This is a genomic window from Paenibacillus sp. Z6-24 (genome assembly GCF_054161335.1).
Genome location: NZ_CP096398.1, coordinates 4140895 through 4157344, shown reverse-complemented (window position 1 = coordinate 4157344; position 16450 = coordinate 4140895). Strand labels below are relative to the sequence as shown.

Genomic DNA, 16450 nt, shown 5'->3' with positions numbered 1-16450 from the left:
GGACATGCATTTGCAGCAGCCATGCAACCGCTATAGAGCAGCCAATTTGCTGAGGTTGTATGTCACTGTTTTTTTGGCGAGACCTTGAGCTTCGACTGTGAAATATAGCGTATTTCCTTTTCGTTTGACAAAAGTCAGACCGTCGCGTGCTCCCATCGGTCCCGAGTCGAGTTTGACAAATTCCTGTTGTTCCGGTGTAAGCAGCTGGTCGAACAGAATTACACTTTTGCCGGTTTTGCGGCTGATCAGCTGCAGCTGGTAATCCGCCGTATTACGGATCAGCATCATATCATCGTCGATCGCTTCAATACTGTACATTTGGTTTTTGCCTTTACCACCGAGATCGAGCAGATCTATTGTCTCCAGCACTTTGCCGGTGCCGTCTTCGATAATACGCAGCTTTTTGCCGTCATTTAGGACAACATTATTATTATAGCTGTCGACGAGGTCGGTACTTCCCCAGTTAAAGTCTACACCGGTCCTGCGAATGATCTGTCCTTTCTTCAGCAGCAGCTGAAATAGCTGGCTGTTGATATGAGGTTCGCCGTAGGAATCATTTACCGTAATCAGCAGCAGCCCTTTGGGTGTGGAACGAATGGTGATATCGCTCAGATCCAGACTGGTATTCAGAGATGTTAATTTTACCGGCTTTTTTTTGCCGACAGTAGTGAACAGATCACCGTTTGCTTTAGTAACCGTGTAGGTTACACCTTTGTAGACTTTGCTGATGATGGAATAGTCATGGATACCGGACGCTTTGACGGTATGGGTAGCGGGATCATATCCATCGTATTTGCCATCGAGCGCCTGTACGGCGAATTTAAAAGGCACGTACACGTCCATCCTTCCGGATTGCGGATTGTTTTTCAGAAAAGCAGCGCCCTCCATGGTGACTTTTTTGCCATCTAGCATAGCGATTTTACTGCCGTCGCGGACTCCAATTTTTTGATCCAGCCGTTGAATCCTGCACGCTTGCCGGTAGAATCCTGGGAGTACTTCAGGCCGGCCATCATAGCCGTAAAATTGAATTCGATATAGGGTATACCATTACGCATAATTGTGGAGACCTCTTGAGTGGAGCCAGAATCGCCTTCTCCATAGTAGCTCCATTCGTACTTCGTCTCTGTGGCAGCAGCCTGTATCGGTTGGGAATAAGCAGTGGGGAGCAGAAGAGCAGATGATAGCAATAAGGAAGTTAGTATTTTTTTATTCATGATGATCATTCCTTTCCTGAGTATAAATCCGGCCGGTTTATCCGATCAATTCAGCTTGTTCAGATTGTACGTATATTTCTTGGTTCCTTCATTAAAATCGGCATACGTAAAGTACAGCGTGCTGCCCGAACGCTTGGTAAACTCGATCCGGTCGCCGCCGCCCATTGGACCGATATCTTCTTCAACGGCCTGCTGCTGTTCCGGGGTCAGGAATTGCTGATACAACAGTACACTGTTGCCGTTTTTGCGATTGATCAGCTGCAGCTGATGATCGATGGAATTGCGAATCAGCACCATATCCTGGTCGATTGCTTCCACATTGTATTTCTGATCTTTACCTTTGCCAGCCATCTCCACGAGGTTAAGGGTCTGGAGCACGTTGCCGGTTCCGTCTTCAATCACGCGGAGATGCATGCCATCATTCATGACGATTTTATCATCATAGCCATTGACCGTATTGATACGACCCCATCCATAATCCACCCCTGTCTGACGGATCAGCTGTCCGTTCTTAAACAGCAGCTGGAACTGCTGGCTATTGATATGGGGTTCACCGTAAGAGTCATTGACCGTAATCAGCAACAGGCCGCCCGGTGTGGAGCGGAACTCCATATCAGTGGAATCGAAGCCTGTTTTGAGGGAAGCCAGCTTGACTGGATTTTTTTTGCCACGGGTGGCATACAGATCGCCGTTCAGCTTGGTCAGCGTATAGGTAGTTCCCTGGTATACGTCCGTCACGACCGCATAGGTAGGCATATTATTGATCTGGTAATTACCTTTACCGGCAGTAGGACTAATCAGCTTGCCATCGAATGCCTGGGCAGCGAAACGCAGCGGGACATATACAGAAGGAGTGTCGGATTGCTTGTTTTTGCGGATTATCGCCGGTGCCTGCATGGTTACACTTTTGCCATCCAGCATGGCGATTTTGCTGCCATCGCGTACAGCGAATTTCTTGTTCCAACCGTTAAAAGAAGCACGTTTGCCAGCAGCGTCCATTTTGAACTCCAGTCCGAGCCAGCCTGGGAAATAGCTGATATCCATATAGTTGACTCCACTCCGAACAATGATTTTCTGTAGGGATTCACTGGTATAACCTCCCCCGTCATATTGAAGAATGACTTGCGGGGAGCTGGCTGCCTGCAGGGAAGCTGGAGATACCGGCAGCAGCAGCGCCGAAGAGAGAGCCAACGTAAGCCATGTTTTTTTGTTCATCGGAAAGATTCCTTTCTGTTAAAAGGTAAAGTGTTCTAATATTTACAATAATATGGACGAATCTCTTGGAATAAAGTTGCAATCGTGGCCATTAGGATGGCACATTATAGACATATCGTTCAACAGCGTGCATAGTGAAGCGAGGACGATTAGCAGGAGGCAGTTATTTATTTTAAGCAGCTTACTCATCCAATCGGGAGGGCAGCGAGCATAATAGCTGCCCTCCCGATTGTCGTATCCAGAGGTGTCCCGTTAACCTATTGGCTGATGACAGCACCAGGCTGCAATCAAACAGGTAAAAATAGCAGCGAATATACCCATCCCTTACTCCATTACTGCTGCAATCAGGAAGAACATCTACCATCCATTCACTTCATCAGAGCCTTTGACATCGTAAAATGATGCCCGTATAATCATGGTTTAGCCAACTGGTAATATCTTGTAGTTCACCTCACCCGCTCAACAAAGGAGATCAGCAATGTGAAGAAATGGTTTATTATAGCTTGCACCATCACAGTACTCATCGGCATCGCCTTCTTGGTACAGATCAAGATGTCCTCCAAGAATCATATGGCAGAATCAGCAAATATCCAGTATCCGGCCAACCAGACCCGGGCCGAACCACCAGCCAGCTCAGCAGTGGAAATACCATCTTTCGATCACGCCCAATCCGCTCCATATAACCTGCTGCTCATATCCGATACCATCCATTCAGGCCAAGGAAGCTACACAGGCACATTCGCCTGCACTGCCCAAAATGGTAACCATATCGATGTAAATGTCGTCAATAACAGCGAATCCCCGGTACTGTTCAAAGTATCCCAAAACACAAGCGATTTCGGTTATATCAAATTAGCCAGCAAAGCCGCCGTAACAAGAACATTCCAATCCGTCAAAACAGGAGACCTATCCGGAGATTGGAGAGTATACATCACCAACGATTCCGGAACCCTTATGAATCTAAAAATATCTGCCGGCCAGTTCACCACTCACTAACTACATAGCTGTAACAAGAAAAGTAAGCCCTAGTTGTATCCCAAGCTGCCAATGAGGATTCAGCCACTCACATGGAAATAAGTGACAACCAAATAACAAATATTTAATACAAATTATCAGAATATTGATATACGTACACCAGCAAAAACTTTACGCTTAACATAGCAAGGGTTTGGTGAAATACAATCTAGCAGGTGACCAAGCCTGCGGCACATACAGCCAGGTGCTGAGGTCAAGCGGCATTTCGGCTCCAAGGAGGAGAATATTCAGATGTCCCAATCAACCGAAGGCAAGATCAAATGGGGAATTATCGGCACAGGCGGTATCTCCAATAAATTTGTGGCAGATCTGCCGCACAGCAGCAATGGGGTCGCTTACGCGGTCAGCTCCCGCAGCCAGGAGAGTGCAGACGCGTTCGCTGGCAAATACAATATTCCCAAGGCATATGACAACTATGATAAAATGCTGCAGGACCCGGAAGTGGATGTTATCTACGTGGGAACGCCGCATCCGTTACATAAACAGAACGTGCTGGATGCCCTGAATGCGGGCAAACATGTGCTGTGCGAGAAACCTTTTACCATCAATGCGGGTGAATTGGAAGAAGTCGTCGCGCTGGCAAGAGAGAAAAAGCTGTTCCTGATGGAAGGCATGTGGACCCGTTTCCTGCCGCCGATCCGCCGTGCACGCGAATGGATCAGAGACGGCAAGATCGGCGAAGTGCGTCTGGTCAAAGCAGACTTTGGCTTCCGTATTGGCTGGGACCCGGAGAGCCGTCTGCTTAATCCCGAACTGGGCGGCGGCGCGCTGCTGGACGCAGGGATTTATCCGGTATCCTTTGCCTCGATGGTGCTGGGTGCCAAGCCTGCGGAAGTATTCAGTACCGCCCATATCGGCGAGACCGGTGTGGATGAGCAGTTCTCGATCCTGCTCGGCTACGAAGGCGGCCGCGCGGCAACCCTGAACGGTGCGGTCCGTCTGGGCTTCCCGAACGAAGCATACGTGCATGGTACGGAAGGATATATCTATCTGCCGCAGTTCCTGTTCGGCGCATCGGCATCCCTGTTCGTGAATGGGGAAGAGGTAGAGACATTCAAAGACGACCGTAATTCTGAAGGATACGCTCTGGAAGCCGAAGAAGTCGGCAACCTGATCCGTGCGGGCAAACTGGAAAGTCATATCATCCCGCTGGAAGAATCACTGGACATCATGCGCCTGCTGGACAAAGTCCGCAGCCAATGGGGACTGAAGTATCCGGGAGAGCAGTAATAATGTAAATAATTAAAAAAGCCGGTTCTCTAAATTTGAGAAATCGGCTCTTTATTATGCTATGATAACTATTGATAAATTCTAGTGCAGGATGCTTTTAAATTGAAAAAGAAAAGGTTGATTCTAGTGAGTAATAATTCATTAAAACAAGTATTTGGTGTGTCTAAAGATATTTTAAAAAGTTATGTTATTAGGCAAATTGATCAAGATTTTCAGGATAAATTAGATTTGACAGATCACCATATTGTAGTATTTGGAGAGACTAAGGTTGGAAAAACTTTTCTAAGAAAAAAGTATGTACCTATCACTGATGAAGTCATTGTAGTTGACTGTACAAAAGGAATTAACTTGAATGATATTTATATACAAATACTATATAAAGCAGATATCGAAGTTACTGAAGGAATAACCAAAACAATGGAGCAGTCTAACAGATTCAAATCAGAAATAAGTTCAAGCTTCTTGGAATTTTTGAAGGCAAAGATAACTGGGGAGAGAAGTGATAGAGAAGATTTTAAAGAAGAAAAAAAGCCTTATATACCAAATACTGTTAGTGTTTTAGTTTCAAATGAACTTGAGAAAAAGAGCAAAAGAACAATAGTATTAGACGACTTTCATTATCTACCTTTAGTGGAACAGTACCAGTTAGCCTATGATTTAAAGATGTTTTACCAAAATGGCATTAGATTTATTATTTTAGGAACTAAAATAACTTCAGGTTATTTCGAAAAATTTAATGGGGAGCTATCGCATAGAATTGACTATATTGATGCAACTAGTTGGAGTAGTGAAGAATTGAAGGAGGTAGCTTTAAAAGGCGCAGCGTGCTTAAATATTAATATATCTGAAGAACTTATAGAATATTTTATCGATGCTTCAAATAGTATAATTTCAGTTTTTCAAGGATTATTATTTCAGCTATGTATTGTAAATGGATTGAGACACGAACAAGAAACAACTATTAATCTATCAAATATCCAGCAGGCGAATAACATTACAAAAGATTATTGGGAAAATATGAGTAAGACGTATTTTAATAAGATCAAAGATATAGCTAGTGGAGGAAGACGAAGAAAGCTACAATTATATTATTATATAACTAGGATTATTCTTAATGCAGAACAGGATATAATTCGAAAAGGATTTCCTTTTCAATATATATATGATCAATTGAAGTTAACACATCCATTAGGAAGTAGCATTAACCATGGAGCATTAACGACAGTGCTAAGTCATATCGATGAGTTACAGATTGACAAAGAAATATTTCCTAAAGTCTATACTTATTTTGAGAAAAGATTATCTATAGTGGACTCTGACTTTTATTTTATTACTAAGCATTTATTACGTTCACAAATAGATGACATACTACCACCGCATGAATACCAAATTAATATAGAAGAACAAGAAGATTTTCAGTTAAAACTTTTTGATTAATTATAAACTTACACGTAAAGACAGGCCCTTAACTTAAGAGCCTGTCTTTACGTGTAAGTTTATAACTTTTATATTTAACGGATTGTCAATCCAAATGCAACAGTTCGTTTTGAAACGATTCGTGTGTCGACTTCCAGCCTAAACAGTTGCGAGGCCGGTTGTTAATCACGTGAAGCGCGTGCTGAAGCTCCGCGTCGGACACTTTGGCAAAATCATGGCCTTTGGGAAAAACTCTCGAAGCCATCCGTTCGCATTCTTGTTGGAACCTCGCTGCCAGGAAGAATACGAATCGGCAAAGTAAACCTCCACACCATGGAGCTGCTTGAGCACGGCATGGCAGGCCAATTCTTTGCCCCGGTCTACGGTTGCCGTTTGAATCGCCGCTTTTGGATATTGCGCAGCCAATACGCCGAAGGCGATCTCCATCGATATCGCTGTTCGGTTCGGCATCTTAATCGCCTGATAAAATCGAGTTTTCCGTTCAACAAAGCTTGCGACGCAAGCTTTACTTTTGCCACGACTGAAAACGACAGTATCCAGTTCCCAATGTCCGAACGTTTCTCGGCTGTGAATTTCTTTCGGACGCTGCTGAATCGAAGGGCCGAGCGTAGAACAGCCGCGCTTCTCTGGCGGTTTTCGGCGCTTGCCTTTGTGCCGAAGAACCTGGAGTTTCCCTTGGTTTAACCGGCTCGAGTAGAGCCAGTTGTAGAGCGTTTTAAAGGCTATCGTAGGAAATTCCTTGGCTTTACGGCTGCTTGTGATTTGTTCGGGGGAATGGGTTCTCTTGAGGTCAGATTCGATCTCGTTCGCTAATTTCGGATTCCATTTGCCGTTTGGTTTCGAAGCCTCTCTTTGGTAAGCATAGGCCTGCTGAGCTTCTTGCGCGTCGTACCGCCCAGACGATCCATTACGTTTAAGTTCTCGGCTGACAGTTCCCGCTGACCGGCCCAGCACCCGGCCAATCGCTCGGATTCCGGCTCCCTGACTATGCAAGAGTTCTAGTTTGCTGCGTTCGATAGTGTAGCTCATGATGGATTCTCCTTGTAGAAGGTGGTGTGGTAACTTCATTCTACACGAATCCGGCCATGAGTCTTTTTATATTTCATTCGAGGTGTTGCACTTCATTTTACAATCCGTCCTTTATTAAAAGCGAATCATACAACTTATTTTTTTATGTATAGTTGTCAATAAATATAATGCATATATTAAATGAAAAAAGTTATTGAATAAGCAGTATCTTCCCGCTGATTGACCAGCAGCAGCACGGTGCGGTAGATATAGTCCTTGTATGACGCATAGAACGTCCGAAAGGCTTCGCGGTCGCCCTGCTCCATCTGATGCAGGCAATCCTGCAGTTCCTGTTCACTCATCGTTATGCTCACCTCCTGATATGTATACTCTATATTGGTCCGCAGATTGGAAAAGGTTCGCTTTTTGGCAAAAATAATTCCAGCAGGCAGATAAGCAAAGCGTAGCAGCGATTCCAAAGGTAGGATCGCTTTTATTTTTTTTGCTGATTATGTCTATGGTTTGATAGAAAACGGCGATTTTGGTTGAAATACATAATAGAAACGTCCTCGCTTTACATTGCGCTAATATCCCTTTACACAATGCTGCAACTTCATTGGCTTATTGTAGAATGTCTGATTCCTTTCTGCTTTCGGTGCGACACTCCGCGAATGGACAGTGGACCGCCTTGCTCCTAATCCTTCTGACTTGAGGTGTAACCGTATGAACACAATGAACATAACTGTTAACAAATGGATAGGTTCTCTGCTTATCCTGGCTGCTCTGGCGGTCTATATCATTTTCCAGACCCGGATGGCTGTAATGGCCGGTATCGTGCTGCTGGCAGCAGGGATTGTGATCAGCCTGCTGACCATTCCAGCGGGCGACTTTTTATGTAGTGGCGATCCCGGTGTTTTATTTTATTCGTGCTTTTATGTAGTGACAAAGAGGGACGGATATCGTCATGCGTCCTTTTTGGTGCAAGCAGAAAGCCTGACCGGCACAACGAGCCGATCAGGCTTCTTTTGCATATCTACGCTATACGTATAACTCCATGTCATTTTAGATTTATTTGTAAAAGCAACTCCCTGTGACAACAAGCAGAACAGCGAATAGACACGGAGTGGGAGACGACGAACAGAGCAGCAGGCCATAAGTTCAGAACATCCGCCATAATCCTGCAGCCTTCCAAATTACTGTCCATGAATAAAGAATATTCCGATACCAATCGTTGGTTCCTCCCCTAACGCTGCGCCTGGTTCTATAGAGGCAGATGTCTTATAAAATTCCCATGCGCGAACCCTTGCACCTGTTCTTCCGTATAATGTTTGAGCAGTTCTTCGATCAGACGCTGCGTCTGGCCGGCATGCTCCAATCCCTGAATATGCATGGATATCCCGTCAAAGTCAGAGCCGAGTCCAATATGCTGCTCTCCGCCCAGTGCGCAGAAATGATCGATATGCGCGACCAGCTGCGGGATGGTGACAATGTCTGTATTTTGTACAAAATAAGGGCAGTACACCACATGGACCATCGCCTGCCGCTCAAACATCGCCCTGGCCTGCTCATCCGTCAGATTGCGCGGATGATCCAGCAGGGCACGTGCATTGGAGTGACTGGCAATCGGATAATCGGCGATCTCGATCACATCCCAGAAGGCCCGCTCACACAGATGACTCACATCCGTCAGCATCTTGTATTTGTTGTACATGGCGACCAGTTCCCGGCCAAAGGTCGTCAGTCCCGCTCCACGCGGCTCCAGCGCACCATCTGCAGCCAGATTGGCAAAGTTCCAGGTGAGTCCCACAGAGCGCACACCGAGCCGGTAGAGCAGATGCATTTTGTGCAGATCGTTACCGATCGGATCGACGCCTTCGAGTGTCAGCAGTGCACCGATCTGGCCTTGCTGCAGGCTGGTGATCTGGCTCCAGTCAGTAATATGGACGATTTCCGGATGCTTTTCCAGCACTTCCGCGTAGAAATAATGAATCTGATCCAGACAGGATTGGAACTTTAGCGGATCAGGCAGATCGGGATCGACGAACACCGCGTATCCCTGCAGACGGATCTGTCCTTTCAGCAGTCTGTTCCGGTTCGTCTCCAGCTCCGGAGCATCCGTATAGCGAAGCTTGCCGCCAGATTCCCATATCTTATATAATGCATCACAATGAAGATCGATAATATGCATACAATTCAGCCTCCCTGGCTACCATTTGGAATATATTGTTTCTAAATTACAACATATAAGAACGAGATGGTAAAGGGAGCAGCCCAATCGGGTATAAGAAAAGAAGATCATCAACAGGAAACCATGAATCTGTGCCATGTCAAAAACATGGCTGTCTGTTTCCAGCCAAAAGTCATTATGTATCATACATTCGAGGTGCAGCATGAAAAAATGGTATCAACCTATACAATCCCTGGGACGCCGATTATTTGACAAGGATCATGATAACCGCATTCAATGGGCCGAAATCTATCTGGCTGTTGGTGGTGTACTGCACCGCGCACTGGTCGAAGCACCGCGCCGCCGTGCCGCCGTTCGCCGTCAGCAGCAGGACCTGCCCGTATCCCGCATCCGTGAGACTCCGCTGCTGCCGGGCGACATTATTTATACCCCCAGCTCCGAGTCGACCTATTATGCCGGACATATGGGCATTCTCGGAATGGACGGACGGGTGTATCATGTGCATCCATTCGGTCCGGTCTTCTCGGATACGGTGGAATGGTATATCAAGCGCTTCTACGTAGGCGACCGGTTCGTCGTGTTCCGATCGAGACAGCCGCAAGCGGGAGAGCAGGCTGCCCGCTGGGCACAGGAACACTACAAGCAGGTCACTGCCTACCGACTGCATACCGGCCTGGATAATGTCCAGCGCAATTATTGTTCCAAGTTCATCTATCAGGCATACCTGTTTACCAGCGGTATTGATATCTGGGCCAAAGGCAGAACCCGCACACGGCAAGGCTACATTTATCCGTTCCGTATCGTCAAATCCAAAGAGCTGGACATGATCGCCAGCTACTACCGGGAAGCACCTGCCGGTCAATAAGTTCGCTTGGGAATTGAAATCCGATCCAATACGAATAACCAAAAATAAGCTGCAGCGTCCATAAACAGACACTGCAGCTTATTTTAACTATAATTCCAGTCAGCTTACTCCGGCTTGGTCTCTGCTTTGCCCGCTTTCCAGCTTTGTACGCTGTCGTCCTCGACAATGCTCAGCGCCGCGTCTGCGATATCCGGGTTCATGAGGAGTGCTTGCTGTACCCGCAGTTTGATATCGTCCGCGTCGGCCAGCGTCAGCCCTTTGGTCAGTTCGATGACACCATCGACATGGTAATAGCGCCCTTCCTGGATAATACGCAGCGACTGGATATCCGCTACATGACTGTCTGCAAAGATGGTCGCCGTTACTTTATCCGCCACATCCTGCGGAGCCGCGACGCCGATCAGACCGATCATATTGTCATAACCGACCCGGAAAGCGACCGCGATCATTAGACAGCCGATCAGGAGGGTCACCACACCATCCATCAGTGCAAAGTTGGTCAAGGAGATCACGATAACCGAGATCAGTGCCAGTAGAGCGCCCAGCACGGCAACGATATCTTCATAGAACACCAGACGCGTCGGCGGTGCCGCCCGGCCTACATTTTGAAACGCACTGCTGACGATTCCAAAGCCATGCGCCTCGGGGGCACGGGATTCGTGGATAATCTCCTTCATCGCTTTGACCAGAATCATGCCGTCGACGAGAATATTAATGATCAGCACGACAATATTCAGCCAGGCACCGCCTGATGAAGCCGATGGATGCTGAAGCAGGTGAATGCCTTCATGAATGGTCTCGTACGCCATAATGGTCACCACGATGACCGCGATCATGCAGAAAATATTGATTACCCGTCCAAAGCCGGTCGGGAAGCGGGGAGTCGGTTTCTTTTCCGATAAAATACTGCCGACAAATACAAATCCCTGGTTTACCGCATCCGCCAGCGAGTGCATCGCTGAAGCGAACATCGCCCCGCTGCCGCTGAACAGAAAAGCGCCGCCTTTACACAGGGCAATAATCGCATTGCCGATCATGGCGATCGCAGATGATTTATTGCCTTTTTTAATAAGTGAGCCGAATGTTTCCTTTGCTGGTTCCTGAGCCACAATAGCCCTCCTTGTGTGAATGAATTATGTATGATATAGGACGAATCTAACCGATTATATCCAAAGTTAAACGTTCCTCCAAATAAGATACGGTGCTGACGAGGGGGCTCATGTTACATAAGAGACATATTAATTAAGGCATTACTGTCATACGTTTGGCTATGTCGGTTGTAATAATTGTGCTGCTAACAACTGGTTTTTGTGAATGTGAGTGGAGCGGATAAAAAATATTGCGGAGTAGGTATTGGGATGGCAGAATTTGTTGTGATTTGTTGTGGGTGCTGCATCCAGTACATTCGCTGTATCCGCTGCGGAAAGAGATTCTACCACTCCGTGCTACAAGTTTGCTTGGGTAGATTTTAGATGCAGAAATGATACCTTAGGACGTGTCCTTATTCCTTTCCGGAGTGAATGACATAAGTCTCCTAGCTGCTTTTCGCTGTACATAAACATTTAAAAACAAAACACCCTCTGCTCACAAACGAACAGAGGGTGCATATTCAGCTCCCAGCACAATAGCTGCCAAGCGCAAGTACCACGTACAATCTAAAGGAATGCCACCTGACTTTTGCCCAGATTCTTCGCCTGCATAAGGGCTTCTTCAGCACGCAGGATTAGATCGGTCGGGTGCATCAGCGGGTCAGGATTCAGGACGATACCGCCTACGCTGACAGTGATGTATTCGCCGGAGTTGGACATGTCCGTCGGGATTTGCAGAGCGAGTACATTGTTGCGAATTTCGTCGGCGAGCTCATGGACTTTTTCCTCGGCGTTGCCCTGAATCTTCATCATAAAAGTACCTCCGCTGAAGCGGGCAATATCGGCATTATATTTGGAGCCGACGACGTTCAGTACATCGCCGACCCATTGGACGCAGAGATCGCCGCCGTTGAGGCCATGGATCGCATTGTATTCGCGCAGATCATCGATGTCGATCAGCAGCAGGGACACCTGGTGTTTCTGCTGAATAGCGGTATACCAGTCATCCAGCATTTTCTTTTCAAAGGAAACACGGTTTGGCATATCGGTCAGCGGATCGGTCGCCATATAGCTCTGCAGCTGATCCGTTATGACTGTATAAGCTTCGGTAAGTCCGGATTCCTGCTGGGCTTCGCGCGCGATGATCATGACCGACGGCTTGCCGCTATAGCTGATCGAGGCGAGCGTCAGTTCCAGCTTGATCGATTCGCCCTTGGCATTCTGGAAGCAGGAATTGTTGGAGATCATGTGGATCAGATTCTTCTCCAGCTGGTCAAGGTAGCTGATCATATCGGATTTGAAATTATTCTGAACGAACTGCAGGAAGTCCTGGCCGACCAGTTCGCTGGAGTGCTCTACGCCGAGCAGCTCTGCCGCCTGACTGTTGGAATAGATAATATGCCGATTCGTCAGGGTAAAGAAAGCGACCGGTGACATCTCCATTAGCTGCATATACCGCTGTTCATTACGCCGTAGGGTACGGGCATCCTGCAGTGCCTGATCCTCGATCTGGCGCAGCTGGTTCTCGGTCTGCTGATGCACGATGGATTTGAGTTCCGGCAGGATATTCAGTTCCTTGTTCTGCCATGGCAGGGAAGTGGACTCTACAACCTGTCTCCATTTCTCAAAGGATTTGCGTGGAGACAGACGGACACCGTCGTCTTCCTGTACTACCGCTTTGTCCGGATCTCCCGCCCAATCGACAACCTGTACGACTTCCGGACGGAACCAGATAATATAGTTTTGCTGTCCGGGCGAGATGGCCAGGTACAGGGCGCCGGAAGCTTTGTCCTTGTAAGCACGAGCAGATTCATATTCGAGACTGAGCCGTGACGTAGCATACGCATAATCTCGCGAACGGCTTCCCAACCAGCCAGCCAATTCGCGTACCTGACCGGGATTGGGTGTGATGCCATAGAGCAGCAGCTTGTCCTGATAGCTGACGGCTGCACCCGACGCGCTCATGAGGCTGAGCAGCGTCTCTTCCTCATCCTGCAGCTGCTCGGCGACCCGTACTGCACTGGTCGCACCCGTGAAAATGCTGGAGATGCGCAGCGCCTGCTTGCGCAGCAGCAGTTCGCCTTCATAGCTGTCCAGCTGTTGACGCTGGTAGAGCTCGCTGGAGAAGAACGAACCAAGGAAGTTGCACAGATTACGCAGCCGATGGGAAATATATTTCGGTGAATAATGGTGACAGGTGATCAGTCCCCATAACTGGTTGTCATGGATCAGGGAGATGGTCAGTGTCGCACCGACGCCCATATTATGCAGATACTCAATATGCAGCGGAGATACGCTGCGCAGTACGGACAGGCTGAGATTCAGCGGTTTACCGGTCAGCGGCTGTACTGCAGGCAGCACATCCACCGGCTTGTAATTCACATCGACAATGACTCGCAGCCAGTTGCGCAAGTAGAGCGCACGTGCCTGCTTGGGAATATCGGATGCCGGATAATGATGGCCGAGAAAAGGCTCCAGCTCATCGGTTTTGGCTTCCGCGATGACTTTACCATTCCACTGCGGATCGAATTCATAAATCATAACCCGGTCATAACCGAGCATATCCTGGATCTGTTTGGCAGCGGCCTGACTCGCCTCGGCGCGGCTGCTGGTCTGCTTGACCAGGTTGAAGAAACTGCGAATCCATTCGAATTCATTGAAGACGCGGTCGTCTTCCTTGGAGGAAATCTCCAGCTCCAGGATAATCAGTCCTTCACTCTCATGCAGAACGACAAAGAAATCAACCATTTCGTCACGAACTTCCAGCGCGACTTCGATATATTGCAGATCCGATGTCGCTTCGGCGGTTAGATCGCCGCTCAGTAGAGTGAACAACTGCTCTGCGCCAATAATGGCTTCCAGCGGCTGGCCGAGCATTTCATCCACCGATCGTCCCAGCAGTTCATCGGAATTGGCACTGCATTGCACAATCTGGTGTTCGCTGTCCTTGGTCACGGCGAGCAGTACACCATGGGGCTGAATGCGTCCGGGAATATGAATCGGTTCCCGGTCACAGTTGGTCAGATCGATCGGTTCCTGGGTAACATAGTTGCCGTCCGTTAGTAAGGAACGGTTCAACGACTGATTTTCTTTTTTATTGGTATCAGACATAATGGACAGGCCTCCGTTCTGGTGTTGTAGTCAAATTATGCACCCAGCCATTGATCCAGCAGACGGAAAGTCTCTCTGGCCGAATGAACAATCTCAAGGCTCTCTTCTTCAGATGCACCGATGTCCAGTATCATCTGGCGGAAGGCCAGCCATTGCTCACGGGTGTCCTGGCCATATCCGTTAAAATAGGAAATACCTGCGCCCGGCTCAACCGGCAGGAATTTCATCAGCTGTTTGGTAATGATCTGTCCGCCCAGCGTGGAGCCCTCAATGACATAAAAGCAGCCAATCATGCGCGGCGGTGTCGAGAGATCCGGCAGTTGTATGCAGAGCGGCAGTTGCTCCAGCTGCTCATGCGTGACGCCCAGATGCAGCAGATCCTGTTCCAGCAGAGTGGATTTACCGCGGATGTCCATGTCAAAGCCAAGCTGCTGCGGCAGTCCGGTCTGTACAGCCTGCTGTTCCAGCGGCTTCAAGAATCCGTAAAATAATTTCAAGTAGGACACATATTCCGGCAGTGTCATGCTTTTGTCCATCATGGATTTGGCATAGGCGTTATTCTCGATCTGCTGATGAGCTTCCGCCGTATCCTGCCGTAATCGTTCCAGTACATTTGTAGTCATCGTCATCGCACCTTATCTGAATGAAATTAGTTTGCATACTGCATAACAAAAAAATCCATGCTACCACCAGTACCTCGACACATTCCGTAACATCGGGCGTGTGAGGTCAGAGCCGGGGACGAGTATGAGGATACAGAGCAGACTGTATCTTCTCGATGTGTCATCAGGCCGGAGAGCGGTTTACCATGGATTTCGATTTGAAGCGGGTAAAAGACAGACAGACGCAGTTGAGTTATTCACTTCAGTACTTGTTGGTAACTTGATAGGTTAGCCAACAGCTCATTTGAAGCCTGCACTGCAAAAGGATATCCTTCATGGCAGCACAAAGGCATAATCGTTCCTGACTATTTTACCATGCTACATCAGACAAGAATAGTTACTAATTTAAACATAGTCTATACAAGTAAATGAGCAGATTACATATGTTCAAAAGGAGAATCACCTTATGATCCTCTTGATCCCTGTTCTGTCGTATAATGGAAATGCATCCAGCAGTGGGAACTGGGTACAGCATAGACAGAATTAACCACAAATCTAACTTGTGAATAACCTAACGGCAGGTAGAGAAGTTGCTTGGGCCACCAGCAAAATCTCATTTGTAAATTGTTTGCAGCAATATTCTATCTGCAGATGATGTATTCAATTCCAGTTGAATCCGGGTAATATGTAAGTGAATCGCTGCAGGCTGAAAAGTGACAGAAGAACAGGTACATATCAACTGTCATTATCGTTCAATAATGAGGAGGAATTACATATGAAAGCGTTTAAATTCGGAATACTGTCTGTCGCGCTCACGCTGCTTTTATCCGGTTGTTCCGGTGCAGGAACAGATCATTCTCTATCCGGCGGTGCTTCTGGCAGTACGGCTGCAGCAGATGCCTTGGCGAGTCAGAAGACAGGACAAAGCGGTATGTATGCCAATGCAGTCAGCATCCAGACAATGGAAGCGGCCGAGGCGGTGGAAGAGAGTTCAGGGGTGAATTATGATGAGAATGCTCGTATGGCGCTCAAAGATACGATTAATCTGACCTTTAACCTCATCAGTGCGATGAATAAAAATGATGCGACCTACATAACTTCTGTCGCTGCGCCGGATGTAAAGGTAGACCCCGAGCAGCGAAGTGTCACGGTAGACGAATACGAACGTCCTTTCCTCAAAGGCATCAGTCTGGATAATCTGCAGTACCGCTATTATTTCCCACGGGACCCGCAGCATATCGAACTGGCCTTTACCGTAGTCAGTCACAATGAGACTCCATCGTATGAATTGGTATTCAATTATGTCAAAGGGGAAAATGGGCATTGGCTGTATCACGGTCATTTGACCCGCTAATATCAGTCCACATCGCTAAAATTAGCCTACATTATAAGTCAGAACATAAATAAAACCAAAAGCGCTGTCCGTATAACAACAGGACCAGCGCTTTTGGTATGAA

The 16450-nt window shown here is 47.4% G+C and carries 14 protein-coding genes and 1 pseudogene; 6 read left to right on the top strand and 9 right to left on the bottom strand.

Annotation, left to right across the window (positions count from 1 at the left end; all coding sequences use genetic code 11):
• Window positions 1–30 precede the first annotated feature (30 nt).
• From M1D61_RS18015 to M1D61_RS18005, 3 genes are all read right to left on the bottom strand, one after another.
• Window positions 31–831 carry a hypothetical protein gene (locus M1D61_RS18015; RefSeq protein ID WP_458119982.1) on the bottom strand — a complete coding sequence of 267 codons (801 nt, stop codon included), beginning with the start codon at window positions 829–831 and terminating at the stop codon, window positions 31–33.
• Between the two features lie 74 nt (window positions 832–905).
• Complete coding sequence (locus M1D61_RS18010) at window positions 906–1214, bottom strand: hypothetical protein (RefSeq protein ID WP_458119981.1); 309 nt, start codon at window positions 1212–1214, stop codon at window positions 906–908.
• Window positions 1215–1259: 45 nt separating this feature from the next.
• Window positions 1260–2429 (bottom strand): stalk domain-containing protein, encoded by a 1170-nt coding sequence (locus M1D61_RS18005; RefSeq protein WP_458119980.1) that lies wholly within the window; start codon window positions 2427–2429, stop codon window positions 1260–1262.
• Window positions 2430–2909: 480 nt separating this feature from the next.
• Between M1D61_RS18005 and M1D61_RS18000 the strand changes: the two genes are divergently transcribed.
• The 3 genes from M1D61_RS18000 (at window position 2910) to M1D61_RS17990 (ending at window position 6131) form a co-directional block, all read left to right on the top strand.
• Window positions 2910–3425: a hypothetical protein gene (locus tag M1D61_RS18000; protein ID WP_458119979.1), complete on the top strand. Its 516-nt coding sequence runs from the start codon at window positions 2910–2912 to the stop codon at window positions 3423–3425.
• A 270-nt stretch (window positions 3426–3695) separates the two neighbouring features.
• The gene (locus M1D61_RS17995) at window positions 3696–4694 is read left to right on the top strand and encodes a Gfo/Idh/MocA family protein (protein WP_458119978.1); all 999 of its coding nucleotides are present in this window, start codon (window positions 3696–3698) and stop codon (window positions 4692–4694) included.
• A 102-nt stretch (window positions 4695–4796) separates the two neighbouring features.
• A complete protein-coding gene (locus M1D61_RS17990; RefSeq protein ID WP_458119977.1) occupies window positions 4797–6131 on the top strand; it encodes an AAA family ATPase in 1335 nt (444 codons plus the stop codon).
• An 85-nt stretch (window positions 6132–6216) separates the two neighbouring features.
• On the opposite strand, the pseudogene M1D61_RS17985 reads toward M1D61_RS17990, so the two are convergent.
• Together M1D61_RS17985 and M1D61_RS17980 are read right to left on the bottom strand one after the other, a co-directional pair.
• Window positions 6217–7160: pseudogene (locus M1D61_RS17985) on the bottom strand (IS30 family transposase).
• A 176-nt stretch (window positions 7161–7336) separates the two neighbouring features.
• The gene (locus M1D61_RS17980; RefSeq protein WP_458119976.1) at window positions 7337–7501 is read right to left on the bottom strand and encodes a hypothetical protein; all 165 of its coding nucleotides are present in this window, start codon (window positions 7499–7501) and stop codon (window positions 7337–7339) included.
• A 361-nt stretch (window positions 7502–7862) separates the two neighbouring features.
• On the opposite strand from M1D61_RS17980, the gene M1D61_RS17975 reads away from it, so the two are divergent.
• On the top strand, window positions 7863–8189 hold the full coding sequence (locus M1D61_RS17975; RefSeq protein ID WP_458119975.1) for a hypothetical protein: 327 nt from the start codon (window positions 7863–7865) through the stop codon (window positions 8187–8189).
• A gap of 211 nt (window positions 8190–8400) precedes the next feature.
• On the opposite strand, the gene M1D61_RS17970 is transcribed toward M1D61_RS17975, so the two are convergent.
• On the bottom strand, window positions 8401–9327 hold the full coding sequence (locus M1D61_RS17970; RefSeq protein WP_458119974.1) for a dipeptidase: 927 nt from the start codon (window positions 9325–9327) through the stop codon (window positions 8401–8403).
• Window positions 9328–9529: 202 nt separating this feature from the next.
• Here M1D61_RS17970 and M1D61_RS17965 point away from each other — a divergent pair, with 202 nt between their 5' ends.
• On the top strand, window positions 9530–10192 hold the full coding sequence (locus M1D61_RS17965; RefSeq protein ID WP_458119973.1) for a hypothetical protein: 663 nt from the start codon (window positions 9530–9532) through the stop codon (window positions 10190–10192).
• A 104-nt stretch (window positions 10193–10296) separates the two neighbouring features.
• Here the strand turns inward: M1D61_RS17965 and M1D61_RS17960 are convergent, their stop codons facing one another.
• From M1D61_RS17960 to M1D61_RS17950, 3 genes are all read right to left on the bottom strand, one after another.
• A complete protein-coding gene (locus M1D61_RS17960) occupies window positions 10297–11301 on the bottom strand; it encodes a cation diffusion facilitator family transporter (RefSeq protein ID WP_458119972.1) in 1005 nt (334 codons plus the stop codon).
• A gap of 546 nt (window positions 11302–11847) precedes the next feature.
• Complete coding sequence (locus tag M1D61_RS17955; RefSeq protein ID WP_458119971.1) at window positions 11848–14391, bottom strand: diguanylate cyclase domain-containing protein; 2544 nt, start codon at window positions 14389–14391, stop codon at window positions 11848–11850.
• A 35-nt stretch (window positions 14392–14426) separates the two neighbouring features.
• Window positions 14427–15014, bottom strand: a complete 588-nt coding sequence (locus tag M1D61_RS17950) for a biliverdin-producing heme oxygenase (RefSeq protein WP_458119970.1) — start codon at window positions 15012–15014, stop codon at window positions 14427–14429.
• Between the two features lie 754 nt (window positions 15015–15768).
• Between M1D61_RS17950 and M1D61_RS17945 the strand changes: the two genes are divergently transcribed.
• Window positions 15769–16347 (top strand): hypothetical protein, encoded by a 579-nt coding sequence (locus M1D61_RS17945; RefSeq protein WP_458119969.1) that lies wholly within the window; start codon window positions 15769–15771, stop codon window positions 16345–16347.
• Window positions 16348–16450 lie beyond the last annotated feature (103 nt).